21 protein-coding genes and 1 pseudogene are annotated in these 22,766 nt (G+C 34.9%); 5 read left to right on the plus strand and 17 right to left on the minus strand.

Translation table 11 applies throughout. The annotated features are described in order from the left end of the window. Nucleotides 1–119: 119 nt before the first annotated feature. On the minus strand, nt 120–359 hold the full coding sequence (locus CQ058_RS27145) for a hypothetical protein (protein WP_002190104.1): 240 nt from the start codon (nt 357–359) through the stop codon (nt 120–122). A 215-nt stretch (nt 360–574) separates the two neighbouring features. Then, a pseudogene (locus CQ058_RS33090) lies at nt 575–736 on the minus strand (glycoside hydrolase domain-containing protein); the annotation flags it as partial. Nucleotides 737–846: 110 nt separating this feature from the next. Between CQ058_RS33090 and CQ058_RS27150 the strand changes: the two are divergent. Further along, nucleotides 847–1,329 (plus strand): PRK06770 family protein, encoded by a 483-nt coding sequence (locus CQ058_RS27150; RefSeq protein WP_002190105.1) that lies wholly within the window; start codon nt 847–849, stop codon nt 1,327–1,329. Between the two features lie 131 nt (nt 1,330–1,460). On the opposite strand, the gene CQ058_RS27155 is transcribed toward CQ058_RS27150, so the two are convergent. The 4 genes from CQ058_RS27155 to CQ058_RS27170 form a co-directional block, all read right to left on the minus strand. Then, on the minus strand, nt 1,461–1,769 hold the full coding sequence (locus tag CQ058_RS27155) for a monooxygenase (RefSeq protein ID WP_002142405.1): 309 nt from the start codon (nt 1,767–1,769) through the stop codon (nt 1,461–1,463). Nucleotides 1,770–1,952: 183 nt separating this feature from the next. Beyond that, complete coding sequence (locus tag CQ058_RS27160; protein WP_002142407.1) at nt 1,953–2,702, minus strand: class I SAM-dependent methyltransferase; 750 nt, start codon at nt 2,700–2,702, stop codon at nt 1,953–1,955. Between the two features lie 286 nt (nt 2,703–2,988). Further along, complete coding sequence (cypD, locus tag CQ058_RS27165) at nt 2,989–6,186, minus strand: bifunctional P-450/NADPH--P450 reductase (protein WP_002190106.1); 3,198 nt, start codon at nt 6,184–6,186, stop codon at nt 2,989–2,991. 505 nt (nt 6,187–6,691) lie between these two features. After that, nucleotides 6,692–8,170, minus strand: a complete 1,479-nt coding sequence (locus CQ058_RS27170) for an MDR family MFS transporter (protein WP_105590073.1) — start codon at nt 8,168–8,170, stop codon at nt 6,692–6,694. Nucleotides 8,171–8,626: 456 nt separating this feature from the next. Here CQ058_RS27170 and CQ058_RS27180 point away from each other — a divergent pair, with 456 nt between their 5' ends. Further along, nucleotides 8,627–9,196, plus strand: coding sequence for a hypothetical protein (locus CQ058_RS27180; RefSeq protein ID WP_002190107.1), 570 nt, complete (start codon nt 8,627–8,629; stop codon nt 9,194–9,196). Nucleotides 9,197–9,399: 203 nt separating this feature from the next. Here CQ058_RS27180 and CQ058_RS27185 read toward each other — a convergent pair whose 3' ends face one another. The 4 genes from CQ058_RS27185 to CQ058_RS27195 all read right to left on the minus strand — a co-directional run bounded on the left by CQ058_RS27185 (nt 9,400) and on the right by CQ058_RS27195 (nt 11,635). Beyond that, nucleotides 9,400–9,798, minus strand: a complete 399-nt coding sequence (locus tag CQ058_RS27185; protein WP_002033128.1) for a DUF1259 domain-containing protein — start codon at nt 9,796–9,798, stop codon at nt 9,400–9,402. A gap of 323 nt (nt 9,799–10,121) precedes the next feature. Continuing rightward, a complete protein-coding gene (locus CQ058_RS31935; protein WP_002190108.1) occupies nt 10,122–10,283 on the minus strand; it encodes a hypothetical protein in 162 nt (53 codons plus the stop codon). Between the two features lie 537 nt (nt 10,284–10,820). Then, nucleotides 10,821–11,144: a PepSY domain-containing protein gene (locus tag CQ058_RS27190; protein ID WP_002137174.1), complete on the minus strand. Its 324-nt coding sequence runs from the start codon at nt 11,142–11,144 to the stop codon at nt 10,821–10,823. A 20-nt stretch (nt 11,145–11,164) separates the two neighbouring features. Next, nucleotides 11,165–11,635 (minus strand): hypothetical protein, encoded by a 471-nt coding sequence (locus tag CQ058_RS27195; protein WP_002190111.1) that lies wholly within the window; start codon nt 11,633–11,635, stop codon nt 11,165–11,167. Nucleotides 11,636–11,811: 176 nt separating this feature from the next. Here CQ058_RS27195 and CQ058_RS27200 point away from each other — a divergent pair, with 176 nt between their 5' ends. Both CQ058_RS27200 and CQ058_RS27205 read left to right on the plus strand, forming a co-directional pair. After that, nucleotides 11,812–12,486: a response regulator transcription factor gene (locus CQ058_RS27200; RefSeq protein ID WP_002128055.1), complete on the plus strand. Its 675-nt coding sequence runs from the start codon at nt 11,812–11,814 to the stop codon at nt 12,484–12,486. Next, entirely contained in the window at nt 12,483–13,856 is a 1,374-nt protein-coding gene (locus CQ058_RS27205; protein WP_002190112.1) for a sensor histidine kinase, read from the plus strand. Before CQ058_RS27200 ends, CQ058_RS27205 begins: the two co-directional genes overlap by 4 nt. A gap of 260 nt (nt 13,857–14,116) precedes the next feature. Here the strand turns inward: CQ058_RS27205 and CQ058_RS27210 are convergent, their stop codons facing one another. The 3 genes from CQ058_RS27210 to CQ058_RS27220 form a co-directional block, all read right to left on the minus strand. Beyond that, the gene (locus CQ058_RS27210) at nt 14,117–14,332 is read right to left on the minus strand and encodes a hypothetical protein (protein ID WP_002017170.1); all 216 of its coding nucleotides are present in this window, start codon (nt 14,330–14,332) and stop codon (nt 14,117–14,119) included. A gap of 350 nt (nt 14,333–14,682) precedes the next feature. After that, a complete protein-coding gene (locus CQ058_RS27215) occupies nt 14,683–16,128 on the minus strand; it encodes a L,D-transpeptidase family protein (RefSeq protein ID WP_002192790.1) in 1,446 nt (481 codons plus the stop codon). Nucleotides 16,129–16,343: 215 nt separating this feature from the next. Next, a complete protein-coding gene (locus CQ058_RS27220; protein ID WP_002190115.1) occupies nt 16,344–16,766 on the minus strand; it encodes a YhfM domain-containing protein in 423 nt (140 codons plus the stop codon). Nucleotides 16,767–16,842: 76 nt separating this feature from the next. Between CQ058_RS27220 and CQ058_RS27225 the strand changes: the two genes are divergently transcribed. After that, complete coding sequence (locus CQ058_RS27225; protein ID WP_002190116.1) at nt 16,843–17,133, plus strand: hypothetical protein; 291 nt, start codon at nt 16,843–16,845, stop codon at nt 17,131–17,133. Between the two features lie 290 nt (nt 17,134–17,423). On the opposite strand, the gene CQ058_RS27230 is transcribed toward CQ058_RS27225, so the two are convergent. The 4 genes from CQ058_RS27230 to CQ058_RS27245 form a co-directional block, all read right to left on the minus strand. Continuing rightward, a complete protein-coding gene (locus CQ058_RS27230; RefSeq protein WP_002033114.1) occupies nt 17,424–18,053 on the minus strand; it encodes a class I SAM-dependent methyltransferase in 630 nt (209 codons plus the stop codon). A gap of 129 nt (nt 18,054–18,182) precedes the next feature. Next, the gene (gene cuyA / locus CQ058_RS27235) at nt 18,183–19,178 is read right to left on the minus strand and encodes a D-cysteate sulfo-lyase (protein WP_003190388.1); all 996 of its coding nucleotides are present in this window, start codon (nt 19,176–19,178) and stop codon (nt 18,183–18,185) included. A 268-nt stretch (nt 19,179–19,446) separates the two neighbouring features. Then, on the minus strand, nt 19,447–20,679 hold the full coding sequence (locus CQ058_RS27240; protein WP_105590074.1) for a DUF4073 domain-containing protein: 1,233 nt from the start codon (nt 20,677–20,679) through the stop codon (nt 19,447–19,449). A 197-nt stretch (nt 20,680–20,876) separates the two neighbouring features. Continuing rightward, nucleotides 20,877–22,418 carry a serine hydrolase domain-containing protein gene (locus CQ058_RS27245; protein ID WP_002190118.1) on the minus strand — a complete coding sequence of 514 codons (1,542 nt, stop codon included), beginning with the start codon at nt 22,416–22,418 and terminating at the stop codon, nt 20,877–20,879. Nucleotides 22,419–22,766: the final 348 nt, after the last annotated feature.

Below are 22,766 nucleotides of genomic sequence, written 5' to 3' on the forward strand. Positions count from 1 at the left end.
TAATTACAGAACCTATAGAATTAGTTTATATTTTCTTAGTTTTGTAAAAATCATTTTTATCTTCTGTCCTTTTGGCTTCTTATATACCAATTTAACAAAATGTAAACACATCCGTATTCTTACATAAGAACAACACTATTATAAATTAATATTTTTTTATTATTTATTACAACTAAGATAAAGAAGCCAATAACAAATACGATAAGAGGAATTCCTTGAATAAAGAGAAATCCTTTCCAAAAATCAAATTCAGTACTGTCAGGAGGATCTGTTGCCATCACACCTATAAAAAAAGAGAGAGGTAGCAAGCAAATATTTAACCAAAAACAACCTTGAAGAACCAATAGAAATCTTTTCACAAATAAAAGTCTCCCCCCTTTTCCCATAAGGGTATAGTGACCCTATTAGAAGTAGTTTTATTGTAACTCTTTTACTTCTTTGAAACTTTTTACATCATGATAATATCCAGGAAGTCCTTCAGTCTTACAATCATAATGATACGTATATCTCGCCACTTCAGCAAGTTGAAGTGTAAAGGATAACTTACTACTATCCTTTTTTATTTTTACGACCTAAAACGTCCTACAGTTTCATAACCAGCAGCCTTTAAAGCTTTACTTCTTTCTAAAATGACTTCCGTTATACAATCACAAGTCTTTCCTTTTCGATAAGGATCGCCGGTACTAACTAACGCCGATAACAAATTTGACTTATTCGCAATACCATCCGAAGTAAGACGGTATGCATCTATTGACTGATAATGATACTTTATGTAGATTAAACAAATAGATAGGGATATACAGCTCTTCTTTTATGGTACACTTCAATAAAAAGGGGGTACGAGGTTTGAAAAAGTGGATTAAAATCACATCAAGCTTAGTTATTGCTATAGCAGTTGGTATTTTTACTGGTTATAAAGTCGGTACGTATGCAGGTTCAGACGTTAAGGAAAAGCAGACTGATAGAATTAAAGGTGAAGAGGTAATACTTGACCTCAATTCTGATCGTCATATAATCAATGCAATGCACAAAATGACTCATCAAAAAGTATTATCTCACGAAAAGCAAGGATTTATTAAAATGACTCCAGAAAACATCGAAGCAGTACGTCGAGTAATTGATGAAAGTAATAGTGGAACTTTACAACATAAAGAACAGTACCTCAAGATTTTGATTCGTTGGTATGAAGGCGATTTCTCTCAATCCGTTGAGGAGCATAATTTATTATGGGAATTGGACAATAACAGCACTGGTCAAGCATACGAATTAGCGACACCGGAACAAGAAGAAGCATACATTCTAGAACAAGGGAAGTCTGAAAAACAATAATGGGGTATTGTCACATCGATATCAAACTATCAAAAAGAGATGACCCTAAATTAAAAACCACGCTATTCTTTCTGTAGCATCAATTCAAAAAAAGAAGGGATTACCCCCTCCTTTTTTGAATTCCGTGTCCCTCAATATTTACTATAACCACGATTCAGTTTAGTTAACTTTTCATTGATGTGAAAAATTCTTACTCTAATATCTTTAACACCAGATGCTTGCAGTCTATTTTTGTGCATTTCGGCGTATTTTTCAGCATCTTGTTTTTCTTCAAATACATAGATGCCTCCTGCTTCTTGCGTTTCTTGATTCTCCGTCCATATTTTCCAATGGAATCCGTCTTCTTCATTAATACTTTTTGCTAAATTCAAAAATGCTTTTTCCATTTCTTCACCAAAAGGACCTTCAAACGGAAAATCAACTTGTAGTAAATATGCCATTTTCACTCACTCCTATGTTCAATATTTTCACAACCTCTTTTATAAAATAATTACAAAATGATAGCAACTTGAACGCATACAGTTTAACGGCTTTCGGTTATGTTCTTTAAAAAAACAGCCATTCCTTAGTGAAACGGCTGTTTTCGTAATTCAATAAAAGCTCCCAGATTGCGGTAAATATTTTTAAAGATTATTTTGTTTTTTTGACTTGATTATAATAAAAGATGGACTTCGCGATTCGTTTATTAAATCTGGCATTTTCTCTATCCCTGCCAAAGTTGATTGCGGTTCGATTATTTTATCCAGCGAAAGCCCGTGTTCAATTAAAGTATTTATTAATGTAGCAACGGTTCTATGATAAATAACCACACTATCGTCAACAAACCAGTTGTGTACTCTGATTCCTTCTTCTTGATAATTATCTAATGCCCAGTGTGATTTATTACCATCCTCAGTTTTTATCCAATGGTTGCTTCCTTTGCGAGCTGTTGCTATTGGGTGTTCGGTTGAAAAGATAAATTCACCACCGCTTTTTAATAATTCATTAATCTTTTGAATCATTGCCGAGTAATCTTCAATGTAATGTATAGAGAGGGAACTTATAATCAGGTCGAACTTTTGATTGGCTAGTCCCATATCCTCCATAGGAAGACACATAAATTCTATGTTATCATCCTGATTTAACTTTTTAGCACGTTCAATCATATTTTTGGATATGTCTACACCTATTACGTTTTTTGCACCATTTTCTATACAATACTTTGAAAAATGACCATCACCGCAACCCAAGTCTAGTACCGATTTTCCTTTCAAACACAGAATTAATGATTTGATTGCTGGCTGTTCTATGAAGTCATTAGCATTTATTCCACTTTCACGCAACGCTGTGTAGTTTTTGAAGAAATTCGGATTATCGTAAACATTTTGTCTCACTTACATCACTCCTCTGATAAGGTTTTCATAGATTAAGCTGATTTCTGTTTCCAAATTACCATACTAACCATAAAAATTTTGTCATCCTTTTATTCATGTTGTGTATATAAAGCATAAAGATTGTTGGATTTTGAATCAACATATACGTCCCTTTTATTTAAAAATAAGAAAACCCCATATTCAATAAAAAATACAGGGTTTTTATAAAGCAGTTTATTTTGTTTAAAGTTATACTTAGTCGAAAGAAGTTCATAAATTAAATATTACTTATCTAATTAAGAAGAATTTAGATTCCAGCCCAAACATCTTTTCCATATCGCCCTTCGTCTTGCACACGTTCCAACCAATTCCTTGCTTCTTGTTCACTGACTTCATGAATTTCTTGATAGGCTTGACAAAGGGTGTCTTCTACGTCAGGAGCCATTTTACTTCCATCACCACATATATAAAGATGCGCCCCATTATCTAATAACGAAATTAAATTGATTCTATCTTGTTTTATTAAATGCTGTACATATGTTTTAGGATATCCTTCTAGGCGGGAAAAAGCTATGTGTAAAGAGATTAATCCATCTCTTTCATCATTTTCTAGTTCTGTACGATAGAGATAATCCTTTTCAGGATGACGACAACCAAAATATAGATGTGCTTGTCCTAAGTTAATACCTTTTTGCTTTTGAACACGACGCGCTTGCAAGAATCCACGGAATGGTGCAACTCCAGTACCTGGTCCAACCATGATAATTGGTGTTTCTGGATTTTCAGGTAATTGAAAGTTTGATTGTGGCGTTCGAATGAAACATATAATCTCATCTTTATTATGACGCTGAGCTAAATAATTAGAAGCGACTCCTTCATATGTCCCTTCCCCACTCCATGCAGGTGCATTAACAACACCAACTGTAATGCTCAGACGATCCTGTGCAACGAGTGGAGAGCTTGAAATAGAATAGTAACGCGGTTTGAGCGCAGGAAGAAGTTCTAAAAAGCGTTCAAATCGGATTTCACAAGCCTCATACTTTTCAAGAAGGTCCAACATTGACATACGTTTCTTTAATATTTGTTCATGATAAACTCCCTCTTCCAATAATAATTCCAATTCCTTTTTATGAGGAGGGCATGCTGTAAATGTCACCATTTCTCGTATTTGTGCTCGAGTGGCTGCTTCTTGAACTTCTACACTATAACTAAGAAGGTCAAATAAACTAACAGGACTGTCTAAAGGTATGTGATTTACACTTCGTCCACTTGCACTCAATATGACTTGATCCTTCCCATTTAATCCAAAGCGTTTTAAAATTCGGTTGACATTTTTCTCACTATTAATTGGCAGCACCCCAAGGTGGTCACCTTCTTGATACGTAGCGCCTTCTGGCAAGGATATCTCAATATGTCGCGTGCTTCTTTCACTGCTAGATGATTGAAGTTCACGATTTTCTAGTATAGATGCATAAACTGCTTCATATGTTCGCGCAAGAGGAGATCCTCCAAGACGACTAACAAATTGTAAACTTAATGTACTGCGTTCTTTCTCAATGTTTTTGTTAAGTTCCAATCCAAATGCCTTCATCGCATCAGACCACATACTTTGTTTCCATTGCTCGAGCTGTTCCTCGAAATCACCACTTGCATCCGCTTCTCCACGTGTAGAAAATCTTGTTGCTCCTTTTTGAGCCATTTGCTCATCAATGTATCTTGGAATTCGCTGATAAGTACTAGCCCAATTATGATCTCCACAACCAAAAACTGCGTATTGAACACCTTTTAGCTCATCCGATTTTAATTCCTCCAACCATTGCACAAACTGCCCTGCATTACTTGGTGGTTTTCCATTATAAGAAGAAGTTACAATAAGAACCGCCCCTTCTTTTGGCAGACTTCCAATTCGATCGTTAAGTGCTACCACTTCCGTTTGAACACCTTCTAAACTAGCTGTATCTGCTAGTTCTCTTGCAATACCTTCTGCTACCCCTGTATCCGATCCATACAGAACAAGAAGCGAAAGATTATCGGCTCCAATAATAGAAGGAGTCTTCTGAACTTGCTGTTCGATTTCATCGTTTTTCAGTTTCTCCTCTATAGGCGCAAGAACAGTAGTATGGCTAATAGTTTGATTTCGGGGTAGAATCCTAATTTTAAAATCACCAGGCTTTAGCGTTAATGTTTGTTTTACGTCCAGCTGATAGTCTTGATAATCGATGAATTCAAAATGTTGAAGAAGCATCCCCATTACGAGTGTGGCTTCATGAAGTGCAAACTGCATACCGATACATGCTCGTTGACCATTTCCAAATGGCTTATAAGCATGATGGGGAATCTTATCCAGCTCTTCAAATCGTTCAGGTTGGAATTCTTCCACATTGTCTCCCCACGCGTCTTTATCCCTATGTAGCTGTGGAATAAGAACAGAAATACGATCTTCTCCTTTCTTAATTGGATATTTCCCACCAATCACTGTATCTTCTTTTGCATAGAGACTGAATGCTGGAGCAGTAGGCCATAGACGTAGCGATTCATTTAAAATCATCCGGATATACTTTAATTTCATAACTTGTTGGTATGTTGGAGTGGGATCTGTTAAAACCCGATCTACTTCTTCATAGGCTTTTTTCAATTTATCTGGATTCTTTAATAAAAAATAGATTGCAAAAGATAATAATCCACTTGTTGTTTCATGCCCAGCTATTAAAAAAGTGATAATTTGGAAACGAATATTTTCATCATCTAATTTTTCACCAGTTTCCGGATCCTGCACATTTAACATACGGGAAAGTAAATCATTTTCTTCCTGATTTCCACTACTTTTACGTTCAGCAATAATATTATCTACTAAAGAAAACATAGATTGAATATCATGCTGAAATTGACGTTTCGTTCTCCACATGAGTTTGTCTTCTATATCCAGCCGCTGTAATTGGTGCATCGCCTCATCTAGAGCACGGCTCATGCTAGTAATAAAAGGATGAGGGGTCTCACGATAATAGCTATTAAATCGATAATTAAAACCACATAGACCAATTGTATCCAATGTAAGGCGAGTCATATCCTCTGGAACATCTACGTTTTCATTCGGATTAAGCCGTGCCCATTTTTGAACGAGTTGTACAGCAATATCAACCATCATAGCATGATAATCTTTCATTGCTCGTTGGCTGAATGTAGGCATCAAAATATTATGAGCTTTTTTCCAGTTAGGCTCGTGAGTCTCGCTTGTAAATAATCCGTCTCCAGCAAAGGCGCGAACTTTCGCTAAAGCACCCTCTATACTTTTATCAAATCTTGTTTCGTCACAGACTTCTGCTACCAGTTCATGTCCAGAAACGACAATGATGGTATCACTTAAAGTTTGAATTCGAAAAATGGGACCATACTCTTCCGCTATCTTGATAAAGGATAGGGTCGGTTTATCTTTATCGATTAATGGGAGATTCCCCAGCAATCCATATGTTTTCGGTTGAGGAATGGCAGATACTTTTTTATCCATTAAAAACACCCTTTCAAAAAAGCATGAAATAAAATATCCCATTCAATAAAAAGAAGATAGCAATGAATCGCCTGGGATAAAGATATGTAATTGATTACCTTATTTTATCTTTTCCCTAACTATTCACGATTATGATATTGCTTATAAGGTTGGTAATCTAAGTTGTTTGTTGATATTAGATTTATAACTTGCAGAGAAAATACTAAATTAAAATGAAGCGTATTATTATAATGTTTATCAGAAATTGAGAGCTAAAGATTGTAGTATTGGGAAAACCAGTAGTTCCTAATGTCAATTCAAACAAATACGATAAGCAAGTATACTGTGTTACTAATGAAAAAGGATCTGATATGAATATCAGATCCTTTTTACTATATATAATTATTTCACTGGTTCTTTTCCAAATTTAAATACCAGCGCCTTAGCAGCAGAAATTTGCATTTCTTCATAGTCTAACTAAACAGCAAAAACTTATAGGAATCATGATCTTAAGTTTTATTTTACTCTACCGATTTAACCTCTCGACAGCTTCCGCACTTGTATCTACACGTTTAACGAAAAAAACTAATAGTAGTGCAACAACATTCATGCCAAGCGCTACATAGAATGAATATTGAATTCCGGATAATAAAGCCTTCTGAGTTAACATTGCCTTCGTAGCCTCTGTGAAGGTTGTAGGATCTACATCAACCATTAGACTTTCAGCTTTTGTTTTTGTTACAGAATTCATAATCGTAACAAGAATAGCAGTACCAATCGAACCGGACACTTGTTGAGCTGTATTATTAACAGCTGTACCGTGCGGATTTAAGCACGTTGGCAATTGATTAAGACCATTTGTCATAAGTGGCATCATCACCATCGCCATCCCAAACATCCGCAGTGTGTAAATAAGAATAATATGCGTGTGACTAGAGTCGAGTTGCAGGTTTGCTAGCATATAAGTTGAAACGGCTGTAATAGAAAGTCCTACTATACCAAGAATACGAGGGCCATATTTATCAAATAGTTTACCTGTAATTGGTGACATAATCCCCATTATTACCGCACCTGGAAGCATCATCAGCCCAGAGCTCAGCGGCGAAATACCGCGGACGTTTTGTACATAAGCTGGTGTTAAAATCATACCCGAAAACATGGCCACTGCGTTAACAATCGCAATTACAGACGCAAGTGCAAACATTGGGTACTTGTAAACACGTAAATCCAATAACGGTTCATTCATTTTTAATTGGCGGACAATGAAAGTAACTAGGGCAATAGCGCCTATGGTTAAGGTTGTTAAAACAACTTTATTCGTCCAACCGTCGGAGCTTGCAGAACTGAATCCATATAACAAACCGCCAAAACCGATAGAAGATAATAGTAATGAGAGATAATCAAGTTTTGCATTTTTGTTTTGTCTCATGACATTCTCCGATTTCCAAATCCCTAACAGTAAGCTAATGATTGCTAACGGTAAAATCATTTCAAAAAGCAAACGCCAGTCATAATACTCTACAATATAACCCGATAGTGTCGGTCCAATTGCTGGAGCTGTAATCATAACTAATCCAAAAATTCCCATTGCTGTTCCCCTTTTTTCTCTTGGAAAGCTTACTAGCATAATATTCATTAACAAAGGCCCCATGACTGAAGAACCTGCTGCTTGAACCATCCGGCCAGTAAGTAATAAACTAAAGTTCGGTGCTAAAGCCGCTAAGGCCGTACCAAAAATAAAAATCACCATAGATGTAATAAATAAGCTCCTATTGGAGAAGCGGGTTATTAAAAATGCTGATGCCGGAATTAATATACCACTTACAAGCATATACCCTGTAGAAAGCCACTGGATCGTCGAATAATCTTTAATGTCTAAATCCTTCATTATTGATGGCAAAGCTACATTTAAAAGCGAGTTATTTAGAAATGAAACAAATGCCCCAATAAAAAGGATTACAAGCATTAAATATGGTGGTTTTCTTTTATGTAATGTTTCACTCATATATTCATTTGCCCCTTCATTATAAATTCCATTGATTCATTTAAATCTTTTGCATATCTGCACAAGAATACATTGTCCTTGCAGTATTTTGCCAAACTCTTCGAATGGATATTCTCTTTTTAGCAATTCTACTTGCTCAACATAACATTTTAAATTTTTTTTGTTGATTAAACCTTTATAAACACGTTTGTTAACCGAAATTAAATTAGGCTGAAATAAACAAAAGGAGCAACTGAAAATACCCTTCTAAAAGCCCCCCCATCTAACTTTTTTGCTTTCGCTGAATTTTGAGGGGACGGTGTCTTACTGTCCACAAATAGCGGAATAAATCAACAAGACCACACACCCATTCCTTTAAATACGGGCTTGTAAATCTAGTTATGTAACCATCCATAAAAAGGAATATTACATAGGCTAAGTCTAACATTACATTTTTAAAGTGAGGGGAATAAGCTTATGCACCAATATTGGTATTTGAATTCAAATGGAAACGGGGAGCAATATAATAACCAAATTTCAATGTCATCATTACATTCACAACCTCAAATAACTAAAGCTCAGGGAATGGATGGTCTGAAGGTTCCTGAGAATTTGAGTTGTCGAGTCTATCCATTTGGTTGGGATTCACCAGCCAATTATACGGGTTTCACTCCCGAGCCCCCTCCCTTCCCTTTAGGTCAGCCAATCCATTATGCAGGGATGATGCCCCAAGGACATCCTGCTAATTGGGCTCCATTACCAGGCCATGCAGGTTTTAATTTTCAAAAACCTCCCATCCCCTGGCCCCAACCATTCAATCATACAGGGATGTTCGCACAAGGTCATATTGCCGCTTTACTATCACCGCCAGCCAAAGCTTTTCATTTTAATACCAATAATAACTGGGGTGTTTTTGGAAATTCTCCAGGATGGGGGAATAACGGGCAGCCAGGAATGCTTGGAAACTTACTGACAGCAGGAAAAGGAACCATGAATGGAATCGGAATGCTTAGTAGTCTAATTGGTATGGGAAAATTCTTCTTTTAGTTAATTAGAACGGGAGGATAGGTCCATAGCTCAAACATGCCCCCTCAATGTATTTATTGTATGGTTCCAGTACTCCCTCCAAGTTCGTTTGCTAGTCAAGCGAACTTAATTAATAAAATACAAGGGAAAACCTTCATCTTATGTATGAAAGGATCTTTCAATTAAAGATCCTTTTATATTGCTCATTTAACTAAATAAATTGGTTAATTGCATAACGCTCTTCTAACTTTCCTTGCGAAACTTAGCGGATCATCAACGTCTTCGATATTAACGTAAATTAAATTCGGCTCATCACATAACCACTCATTGTGTATAGACGAAACGATTATTCCTTGTTTAATAATTGTAGCAACAAATTCAGTAACTTCTTTTTGTAAGAGCGCTATCCGACCTAGACATAATGCCTGTCCAGTTTTATTATCTCTTGATTCGAATGAGAAGGAAGTTGTTACTCTAAAACGTTTTCCTAAGATAGTTGCTTGTATTTCATCCCGATTTATTGTTGCCACGCATTTTCCACCGGCGAATCCTTCTTGGCCACCGATAATTCTTGCAAACTGTTGACAAATTAATTCATCATTAATCGCCATGCCTTTAATCATCCCCCTTTTACTGTTAGGTTATGAATGAATACATCGGTCTGAAACGGTAATGAATCTATTCTATTACAAAAAAATGATAGCAATCTAACGAAATCTATTAGCTTGATTACTTGAATTAACTCGGCTATTATATGTTAAAACATTTTTAAAGAGCATAAAAAAGACACCCTAAGGTGCCAGCCTCCAACTTGAGAATCGTATCTATGTATGGAGAAATTTAGAAAAGACAAATACTAAAGATAAGGTTCTAACTATAATTTATAGAGCTCTTATGCCATTAATTAATTAATTACATTGTTCATCATAAGAAGAATCCCGTTATATTACTTTCTGACCAGTCTCGTTAAAGCCATCCCAATAAATCCAGCGCCCATTCCTATTAGCCATCCAGCATGAGTATCGCCTAATATAGATCCCACTCCTCCGCCAAGAAACATGCAGCCAACAAATACTAATCCTCCAATTCCCCAATTCGTCCGTTCCATAATTCAATCACACCCTTTCAATAAAACATATGCTTTTAGCTATCTAAACTTTCTTGCATAGGATGGTTAATTTTTTTGCTTAGGTTTAGCACTTTCAGGGATATCTGCTTTCAAATTGGATGCTTAGTACTCTATTTTATAATCTAAAACATTGTTTATGGTGTTAACACCACATGTCTATAAATCTAATAGAATAGGTTTCCTCAAAACGAAAAATTAGAGGCTTTTATAGCAATGAAGTTCATTTTTCTTTATTTAGCTAGCCGGTAGTTTAGTTTAATAAGTCCAAATGATAAGATAGATGCTTTTTTAAAGGATAAAAATGGTGGAGGAGAATTTAAAACCGTTATCAATTATGGCGAATATGAGACTTTTAGATATATTTATTAACTCAATTGTTCTTAAACTAACGGAGTGCTAATGTTAAATAAGTAGCATTTTTTACTTCCGCTAACGAGAATTATTTAAATAAGCTGTCCATATGGGCAGCTTATTGGATTTTTTCAAATACGCGATATTTTATTTGTCGATAATTTTTTAATCTTCATTATTGATTTCTATTGTACCTGTTCTAGCACTAACCTTTAAAATATTTAACAGATTATCAGGTGTCTTGATTTCCACTTCATATTCAAATTTAGATTGTGCTAAGTTGTCATCTTCTAATTCGAATTCTTTTTTCACATTAATAATTTCTCCATTTGTATGAGCTAAAGAAATTTCACGAACTTGTTTCTCTGTATAGTTTTCATTCTTTTTCGCATAATTGTAGCCCATACCATAATATCCACCAACAATAGCAATACCACTTACTAAAATAGCAATTACGCTTATAATTATTTTCTTTTTATGTTTTAACATTTCCATCCACTCCTTAATAATTAATCATTTATTCCAAATCTTGCTTCAAGTACATTTTCTGCTTGCTCTAATTGATCTTCAAGTATATCTTGTTCTCTTTCTTGTATTTGATATTGTTCAACAGTTATCGTTCCAGCGTGAAAATCTGCTTCTAGCTGATCATCAGATAGATCTATCTTGTCATCTAATTGGTCAATTTCTTTTTTTGCTGCTAAGTACGTATTTAAGTTATCTTCTTTTGCTCCAACTGGTTTCGTATTATTTGCCTTTTCTACAATAGATGTGACTTCGTTTTTGAAATCTTGTGTTTGCTTAGTATCATTCATAGCAGGCCCTGTTTTGTGTGGTTCTTGTTGTAGTTGCGTACCTTCTTTTTGTGATGTATCTTTTTCTACTTTCAGTTGTTGTATTTCTGTATCGTTATCAGCTTGAGTAGAACAAGCTGTTAAGAATAAACAAGACATTGCTCCAATCATCATCCATTTTCCCATTATGTTCTCCTCCCTTTACATGTGCACCTTATCCATGTCCTTATATTACTGAACAAACATTAAAGGAAGATTAATGCGCAAAAAAATAAAATGATATAATTAAATAGTTTCTAATCTTTCTTTAATGTTTCGGAATTATAGTGATACATATAAATAAGAAGAAAAGGAGAATGTTAATGCGAGTTCTTATTGTCGAAGATGAAAAAGACTTACAAAATATATTGGTAAAACGATTAAATGCAGAATATTATAGTGTCGATGGATGTGGGAATGGAGAAGATGCTTTGGATTATATAAGCATGGCTACCTACGATTTGATTGTGCTTGACATTATGATTCCCGGAATAGATGGTTTACAAGTATTACAAAGATTACGTGCGGACAATAATACAACTCCTGTCTTGCTTCTTACAGCTAAAGATACAATTGATGATCGCGTAACAGGACTCGACTTAGGTGCGGACGATTATTTAGTAAAGCCCTTTGCTTTTGATGAGCTGTTAGCAAGAATTCGAGTGTTGATGCGAAGAAAAACAGGAAATACATCTAATGTGTTTGAAATCGCTGACCTAGTGGTGGATTGCAATATGCATAAAGTAACAAGAGGAGATCAAGTTATCAATCTTTCCAGTAAAGAATTTGCTATTTTAGAATATATGATTCGTAATAAAGAAGTTGTGTTGACACGAGATAAAATTGAGCAACATGTGTGGAATTACGACTATGAAGGTGGCTCGAATATTATTGATGTTTACGTCCGCTATCTTCGCAAAAAAATTGATAGCCAGTTTGAAACGAAGTTAATTCATACAGTACGAGGAACTGGTTACGTATTGCGAGTAGAATCATGAAAAGACTATCAATAAAAATGAGAGTGACCCTATGGTATACGGGGCTAGTTGTAATTATTATGGCACTCGTGTTAGCTTTTATTTTAACTTCTTCAGATAAAGTTTTGCTTTTTAATATGAAAAATCAATTGAAGAGCACAGTAAAAGAAAGTGTTGAAGATATCGAATATAAGCATGGGCAGTTAAAGATTGACGATGAATTTGAAGCCTTAGAAGATGGAGTAAATATCATCATTTATAGTAAACAAGGTGAGCTGCTGGCAGGACATAATCCAACAACCTTTAATAAAAAGGTATCGCTTAAATCCGATGAAATACAAACCATTAAAGACGGTAATAAGGAATGGATAGTATATGATTTTCTCCATAATGTAGGCGGCGATGAGCAAGTCTGGGTTCGTGGCATAATGACCATGAATCAATTATCATCGACCATGAATACGCTTATTGTGGTAACACTCATCTCATTTCCATTACTTATTCTCATTGCAGCAGCGGGAGGATATTTTATTACGCAAAGAGCGTTTCGACCTGTGCAACAAATGAGTGATTCAGCCAGTGAAATTGGTGATGGTAAAGACCTTTCGAAGAGAATTAATTTACAAGGTTCATCGAAAGACGAAATGTATCATTTAGCACAAACCTTTGACAAAATGTTTGAGCGATTGGAGACATCATTCGAAAGTGAAAAACAATTTACATCTGACGCATCTCATGAATTAAGAACACCAACATCTGTTATTATTTCGCAATGCGAATACGCTTTATCGCAGAGGAATAATCCGAAAGAAATGGAAGAATCGTTAGAAGTAATTTTAAGGCAATCGCGTAAAATGTCCGCGTTAATCTCGCAACTCTTATTATTAGCACGAGTTGACCAAGAAAAGCATAATACTTTTCAATTTGAATGTATCAATATGAGTGAATTAACGGAAATCGTTGTAGAAGAGCTTTCATTAATGGTTCAAGAAGCTTCGATTAATATAACAACAAATATAGAGGAAGACCTGTTTATTAAAGCAGATCAAACATTGATGATGCGTTTATTAATGAATTTACTAACGAATGCGATTGCCTATAGCAAAGCGAACGGCACTGTGAATATGCAACTGTTCCGGGATGAAACCAACATAATAGGTAAAGTCTCCGATAATGGCATAGGCATCAGCGAGCAACATATTGTGAAAATATGGGACCGCTTCTATCGAGTTGACGCAGCACGAACATCTTCAAACAATGGAAACACAGGTTTAGGATTGTCGATGGTAAAATGGATTATAGAACTACACGGAGGAGAAATTACCGTTGAAAGTGAATTAGGAGAAGGCAGTACTTTTACATTTAAACTACCTATTGAAAACCGAGCATAATGTATGCTCGGTTTTAGCTTTAGAATACAGATTGATTAAAAAGCTCTCTTCAGTCCTTGTTTAATAATTGTAGCAACAAATTCAGTGACTTCCTTTAATCAACATAGATCATGCACTATGGAATAAAGTGAAACTTTAATCAGCTCCCAACAAACTTCTGTACCCACCTAAATTTTGAGCTGGGAGTTTTACTTTCCACAAATAGTAAGAAGCTAAATATATAGTAAAACCCCAGAAATCCAAAGGTCTCTGGGGCTCCATTATATATTTAGCTCTTTTTGCTTTTTATTTTGTTTATGTCTATGCAGCAATTTTCGACTTATGAGAGAAATCAGTAATAAGATCAGTATTAGTACGAAAAGTTGCATAAATGATAAATCAAAATATTTAGCACCTGTAACTATTAAAAGTGTAGAAATCGTACCTTTTACAATGAAAAAAATAATAATCCATAATCCGCCTTTTTTCCAGTTCATTTTTATTTTACCCTTTCCTACGCTTAAATTCTTAAATGGGACACCTTAATAGAAATCTATTATATTAATAAAAAAGTAAACTTTTTCACAAAAATCATGTCCAATTACATGCGACGATTTCATAATAAATGAAAATGATATTCAGTGTCAATTTTATTGACTATTTGAATATCTATTTATCATCTCAATCTCTTTCTACTTCGTTTCTTATAGGCAATGAACTCTTGTTTTCAAACAAAAAACACCTCCATTGAATTTGCACACTAAATATGCGAATTCAAGAGGTGTTTTTTCATGTACCATCAGATAAGATTTCCTGCTTTATTTATTTCTTGATACGTAGCTATTTTCTAGTACACAATAACTGGATCATTAGTGTTCAAACTATCATATACAGTTTTTGCAACATTAGGAAGAAGGTTTACACACCCGCCTGATCCCCCTGTTAAATAAGCATTATTTGCCCAGTCTTTTCGCCAGCCTGCATCATGGAATCCTTGGCCGCTATTTGTGAATGGAACCCAGTAATCTACTTTAACTGCATAATCAGCTTTACCTACTGCGCTGCCTTTCAGCGTGTATGGTGTTCGTTTATATAGAACGTACCACACACCTGGTGATGTATCTTCACTCGTGCTATGTTTACCAGTTACTACATTTGTTGTGACGACTAATTTCCCATCTTTATAAATCCAAATTTGTTGATCTGCAATTGAAACTTCCGCATACGTGTCTCCGATGCCATTATTCGATGTTGTTTCATAACCGATACCTTCCTTCTCCCAACCATTTCCATGGATATTAGAAGCAGATAGCGATTTTTCACCCTTTTCAAAAGCTTGTTGAACTTGTTTTGTTTCTTTTTCAACATCTAGTGCCCAGCCGTAGCCTTGTCCTTTTACTGATATGACCGAACCGGAATGGGTTTTAAAGCTGAAATTTTTATTTAATGTTGATTTAGCATTATTAATTTCAGCAATCTTATTCTTAATGTCGCTCGCATCGATTGTAACTTTCATATCCTTTGACATAGAGGCATTCTGAATTAAATCTTTCGCTTTTAAAGGATACACTTCATTCTGCACTTTATACTCAACAGACTGCCCAAGAAGATTCTGTAGTGCTTTCTCCTCTTTTTTGACAATCGGATCGTCTTCTTTAATAGGCTTTATGTATGTAGACTTCAGATGAATTTCACTTTTATACTTCTGCTTGTCGTAATCTTTCAGTAGACTAGTAACGTCATACTGTTTTCCATCAACGCTCTTCGAAATAACAACTTTTCCTTGTTCAAGCTTCGCCATAGCATCTTGAGGCGCTTTTAATTTTTCATTCATAGAGATGAGCTTTTCTTCTACAAGTTTTTTCATCGTTTCACTACGATACTGATCCGCCTTTTCCGGTAGCACTGAATAATTTTTTTCCTTTGAGGAAGGGAAAAATGTCCACTGGCTTTTTAATAGTTTCTTAACTTGAGGAAAATCTTTTTCCGTAAGTTCCGTTTTTGTATCTTTTTCATCTAAAATTTGTTGTTGATCAACATAGACTTTGTTTTCTAGTCCAGATGTTTTTAATTTCTGTATTGCCTGATCAGCGTTCAGACCACCGACTTTTGTGTCATTAATCGTAACATTTGAATTGAAGTGAGTTGCCTGATAATAACTCATTCCTCCAATGAGAAGTACAATTACACCAACACCCGCTGCAATAAGCTTCCAATTTGTAAAACGTTTGCTTGATCTTACTCGTTTTCTCTCAACTTCTTCAACTGATTCATTTATTGGATTATTGTTCATCAATCTTTCCCCCGTATACATTAACGTCAATCGATTTTAAACTAAAACCATTGACTAGTGTACCTTATTTTTCCTAAAATTTCATTATTTTTAAAAAGATTTTATCGCATTTAATTGATTAAATTTAGACTTTTTAATAGAAAGACACACTGAATAATTCCTTACAAGTAGTGAATCATTACAATAAATCTGAAAAAGTTAAGTACCATATACTTTTATTCAACTAACTTTTCTCCCGTAACAATCTCAAACAAAGTGGCTGCATTTTTCCCTTCTAATTGAGCATAGCGATTATCCCCCGCCATAACTTCTACTTTATCTTTATTAGGACTTATCCAAATTTGATACAACACAGCTTTCGCCTCTATTTTCGGATTTTCAAATTGAAAAACAAAGTGATAATCAGCTGAACGAGACATTTCCACTTTTTTATTTTCAAAATGAATATCATTTAATATTTTCTTTACTTGCAACACTTGATTATTGTCTGTCACTATCTTAAAATCTTCATATTTATCATCACCAACATGTTTTTGCACTTCGATTCTTTGATCTTCATTTCCTAGTATATTTGAACAGCCGGTTACTATGAATATACACATAAAAACAATAACTAAAGTTAAATTTCTAATTCGCATATTAGTCCCCCTCTTTTTAATAAAAGGTACCTTTTAATTTTACATATAAACACTAATAAGGAAGGAGTGCCATTCCATGCAACTGAAAACATACACTTGGAAAAGTTATACGTTTCTCATTGTAAGTATATTCGTTACTATTAATCTATTTCTCTTCTCACCTATTTTAGACAGAGTTGGAGTAGAATACGTGGTTCCTTTCGCGTACTTCATATTAACTTCCGCTGTTATAGCAATTATATTAGCAGTTATCTCATTTTGTAGTCGCACCGAAAAGAAAATTTTATCTATTATCGGTTTAACCTTTACGTTATTTAACACAGCAATTATTTTATTTTTCCTTTGGTTCGGTTACCATTTCACTTAAAATACAAATATAATCCGTAACCTAAAAGAAGTATTAGTATTATAGAAATGCTGAGTATCGTGTATATGACCCATCTTAATGTTGTACTCATATAATCACCCCTCCCACGTTCCAATAATTCCATTATATAACAAATGATTCATTGAAAGTTTAAAACGTGCTTTAAAATAAATTAAGCGAAGTAAGGGACGCCATTTGACTCCCCTTACTTCGCCTTTAAAGAACAATGAGTGAATAGCTTACTCAACCAGCTTATTAAGTAACCTTTCACTATTTTTACACAATGGTAATTATAGTGTTTTTTGACATTTGATCATTATAAATTTAAATGGAGGTTTACTTGCCATATTTTTATGTGGCTCCACAATTTCCATAGTTTCCATCAGTCCATATTTTCCAAAGTCTTGTTTTACCGAGTCAACATCATAAAAATACATTTTTACCCCTTCCATTATCTCGAAGTAGTCTTTACCAAGTTGTTTCCCCTTCCCAAACATTGGGGCATCTTTAGAAATAGTAGTAAAAATCATATATCCGTTTGGTTTTAACTGACTATAACAATCTTTAATAAACTTCTCTCTCTCATCCTTATTCAACAAATGAATAAGTGCATAAGAAAATATGCCATCATACAGTTTGTTATCAAAAGGCATATCCGTAACTGAACCATGGAATAAATTAGCATTAATTTCATTTTCCCTCGCCAATTCGATCGCTGTTTTTGAAATTTCAATACCTGTTACTTGTATTTCGTTATCAATAAAAACCTTTGCATTTCTTCCATATCCAATACCAGGAATCAATATATCCTTCACTTTCTTTTCAAGGAAAAAATCCTTCGTCAAAATTGCGGAATCTGCAGCTTCAAATCCCCACATCATTTGATTTTCTATAAAACTTGCTTCCCAAAATTCTGTCATACATCAATCTCCTTTATATATCGTTGTTTACCGTTGAATGTTGAAAAATCATCGCATATTCACGAAATTGTATCAAATTTCAACATTAATTCAAAACAAAAAGCATTGGATACCCAATGCTTTTTACACTTACGCAAATAGAGACGTATTCGCATATAAAGCTGGTGAACCACCTGAATGTACGAATAAAATGTTGTCTTCTTTATTAAATTTGCCTTTTCTAATTAAATCAATTAATCCTGCTACTGCTTTACCTGTATAAACTGGATCAAGTAAAATACCTTCTGTTTTCGCAAGTAATTGAACTGCTTCTACCATTTCTGGCGTCGGTAACGCGTATCCTGGTCCTACATATTCATCAAAGCATGTAACTGCCTCGCGTGAAATAGAGTTTGGGATACCAACGTGAGCTGAAGTTTCATCTACAAGTTTTGCTACTTTCTCTTCTTGCTCCGCTTTTCCTCTACTTACGTTAATTCCGATTACAGGAATTTTACTTTGTGTTCCGGAAAAACCAGTAATTAAACCAGCATGCATACCAGCGCTACCACTTACACAAACAACTGAACTGAAATCAATTCCTTGCTCAAATGACTGAGCCATAATTTCTTGCGCACAAGCAATATATCCCATTGCGCCAGTAGGGTTCGATCCACCAACTGGAATGACATATGGTGTATTTCCTTTTTTACTGACTTCTTTCGCTACTTTATGCATCTCTTCCATAAGGTCTGTTCCGTTTGGTACAACAATTACGTTTTCAGCACCTAATAAATGATATAAGAAATAGTTTCCGTTAAAGTCTGGCTTTTCTTCTGGCTCAAGCCCTTCCTCTAACACAAGAATACATTTCATTTTTTCTTTTACCGCAGCTGCAAGTGTTAGACGGCAATGGTTTGACTGAATACCACCAGCTGTAATTAACGTATCTGCACCCTTTTCCTGTGCATCCGCAACTAGAAACTCTAACTTTCTCGTCTTATTACCGCCAGCTGTTAAACCAAGTAAATCATCTCGTTTAAAATAAATAGTCGGCCCACCAAGTACTTCAGAAAAATTGTTTAACTTTTCAATTGGTGTATATGATTCTGTATATTTTTTTCTCGGGAATTTAGCTAAATTCATCAATAACGCTCCTTTTATACTCTTTCACAGTAAATGTAACCATACTATTATTACATGGAAAAATGATGAAGTCACCTTTCTGGATTAAAAATGTATTAGAATTCGGTAAATGCAATTTATATCAATGATTTTTAACTCCAGTACGGTAAATGAAATTATATGAACGGTTTTCTTAATATATCGATTCAACGACAAAAATATACAAATAGAGGCCCGTTTCTCATCAATCAAAAAAGAACCCACACATTTAAATGTGGGCTCTCTCCAATCACTTATTTGCCGAAAAACGAAGAAGTTGCGTTAATCCTGCTTCTAAATTCATTTCTCCTTTATGGCGTACATATACAATCTTGTCCCCATCAAATTTTGGCGGGTTTGCTGTATAATACGTATGCCACTCATTCGTTCCTTCTACAGAGTACTCCATATATTCAGTAGCACCAACGATTACATTTTTATTATCATCTGCTGTTACATCTGGTGCCATTTGTGCAATTTTTGCGTCACTAATTAATAAGTTCTTTATGCCTTTATCCCGTTTATAATCGTAAGCCGTTACGACAACATCGTTACCGTATGCTTTCACTTGCAATCCTTGTTTGAAAGAAGATCCATCCGGAGCAGTCTTCTCTCCGCCATTTGGTCCAGCTGACATCCAGCCTGTTTCAATTCCGCCCGTATTTACAACCGTAAATCCTTTTTCATCTCCGCCTGTAATTTTCTTTTTACCAGACCAGTCTGGCAAGTTTAAATCCCAATGCGTATGACTCGTAAAGAAAACAACTTGCGGGTAGTCTTTTAATACATCGTACAATTTATCCACGTTTAAATAGTCTTGTAAATATGGTGATTGTCTTGATCCGGATACAGAATCAGGTAAAACGTGATGAGAGAAAATGAAAATTGGCTTATTTTTATCTTTTTGACTATACTCTTCTAAATTTTGTTTTAGCCATCCTAATTGCTCATCACTCATATATACTTCATCCCACATTTTCGAATCGTGGTATTTCATATATTTTTCAGTTCCTAAAAATAAAAGCGGATAACCGTCTAATTCTTTTTTATGATATACCTTATCTTGTCCGCTAAATTTTAAATATCGATTAAACAATGTTTCTTCCGTTACACCATTTGGCCATGTATTTTGAGAGAGTTTCCCATCAGCTGTCCATTTACCAGCGTAAAATTCATGATTCCCAACAGTTGACCATACATTTTCCGGATGCTTATTCTTGTTTAACACACGCTTCACATCATCATATTGTGACTGCTGCCCAGTTTGCGTTATATCCCCATTCATAATAAGCGCTCTGGAAAGTGGCGTCACTTTGTTCATATCTTTTAATACGTGATCAAAGTCCCCTAAATCTCCTTGAATGTCACTAATAACGTTAAAAGTTGTAGCTGATTTTCGAACTTGCTCTTTCCCTTCCGCATGCATCGAAAGTGTCGGTAATAAAGCTGCCATAACAGCCAATGAAGCTACTGTCTTTTTCATACAAATTCTCTCCCTAATAATAGAATGTATAATCTGACATGTTCTGCTTTCTCTTAGGTGCTTGTCCAATTCATATTATAGAGAGGGATTGTAAAGATAGATGGAGGAAAAATTTAAGTGTTTTTTAAGAGATTTTATCTTTTCATTGCACTCCACAATTCGAAATTCGCGCCAATCCAGCTTTCTAGCCTTTAACATTACATAAATGTAAATTTTGATGTTAAATCTTTTAGTTTCATACGTTGTTTTTTATTACTTCTAATTTTCGGGAAAAATCCACTAATTAATAATGTTATAATCCATGCCATTATTAGAATAAAATTTATTGTATTACCGGAATTCAAACTAAAAACTCTCCACAAATAGGCAGCACAAAAAACGAGAATAGCAGTAATAATAAGTAAAAGTACCCTAACCACTAATCTTATGTAAGGTTTCTTCTCGTGCTTAAAAATGAAAGTTCTTCTCCCTTTGTACAATCTAATCACAAATAGCAGCAAATATAAACCAAGTGTGGCTCCAATAACAATTGATGTAATAGAGTTGTTTTTTCTCTGCTCAGCTAGAGAGAAGTAACTTCCAGGTAATTTTCCAGTTTCATATTCCATCCATGCGTGGTAAATATCCTGTCGTAAGTCTATACCACCTTCACCATTTGTAAGGATTACCAATCCATCCTTTGTATTAGGAATGAAACCATAAAAAGAATGCCAGCCTCGATTGTCACCAGAATGATAAAGTAATTTCCATTGATTAGATAGTTTTTTTTCAAATATACCTAAACCATTCTCCCCTAATACTGGCTTTTGCATTTCCTCAACACGTCCACTTTTGATGACACCATTCCCTTTATTATTTGTATCCATACTTGCAAGTATCAATGTCATCATATCCGTAACATTTGTCTTGAGACCTGCAGCAGCCTGTTCGGTAAATTGGTAACTAGGGAGCTCCTCTCCAAAATATCCATAAGCTTTCGAAAGGTTATGATTTTCAGGACCTTGTAAGAATGAACTAGATTTCATTCCTAAAGGTTTCATAATTTGTTCTTCCATATAGCGATCAAACGGTATTCCGGTAACCTCTTCAATTACAAGTTGTAAAATTGTATATCCGCCACCAGAGTAAATTGTTTCTGAACCTGGTTTATTGGTAACCTCCACTTGTTCATTAAGCCATCCTTTTCCAGACAGAGACTCCTCGATAGAATTAAGATTTTTCCCTGGTGCAACCCCAAGGTATCCTTTATGTGCAGACAGTCCTGCTGTATGGCTTAACAATCTTCTTATTGTGACTTCATTATTATTAAACTCTGAATTAGGTAATTTCCATTTAGTCAGATATTTTCCAACGGGATCATCTAGTGATAAACGACCTTCATCTACAAGATGCAAGATTCCCCAGGCTGTAAGGCTTTTAGATATGGAACCAGCCTGAAACAAGGTATCATTACTCACCGCCTTTTTTGTCTTTTTATCTACATAACCGTAGTTACGTGTATAAGCAATACGCCCCTCATGTACAATTCCTATTACAACCCCTGGTACATTATAATTTTTCTGCCATTTTGGTACCTGTTCATCCATCTTCTTTTTGAAGTTCTCTATATTCCTATCAATCAACGTGCCCGATTCTGCCCTCACCACATTTGTAAACCATGCTTCATTCGTAATGAATATACAAATGATGAAACATAAAATACTTTTACATATTATCGATGCTTTTTTTCTATTCTTCATTTGCTCTACCCCTTTTTCTAGAATATTCCACCTGTTAATTAGAGTATTCCATTCTAATATCCCGTTCTATCGATTTTTATTACTTAACCTTACAAAATTGTAATAAAAATCAAAGCGCTACATACTTAGGGGTTTTATTGTCCTTTATCCGAGGGCAATGAAATTCATAACAAGATAGACATGAATTTATATTTATGGTTTCAGTTAATGCCCCTAAAATACTAGTTCGGTTAATCAATTGGATATATTCCACACTACAAATATTTATTTTATAAAAAGAAGAACCCCACACATTGAACTGTACCCTATAAAATGGACAGTTTAATAAAAAAGCCCTGAAAAATCAAG

Source organism: Bacillus sp. MYb56 (assembly GCF_002976445.1).
Classification (GTDB): domain Bacteria; phylum Bacillota; class Bacilli; order Bacillales; family Bacillaceae_G; genus Bacillus_A; species Bacillus_A mycoides.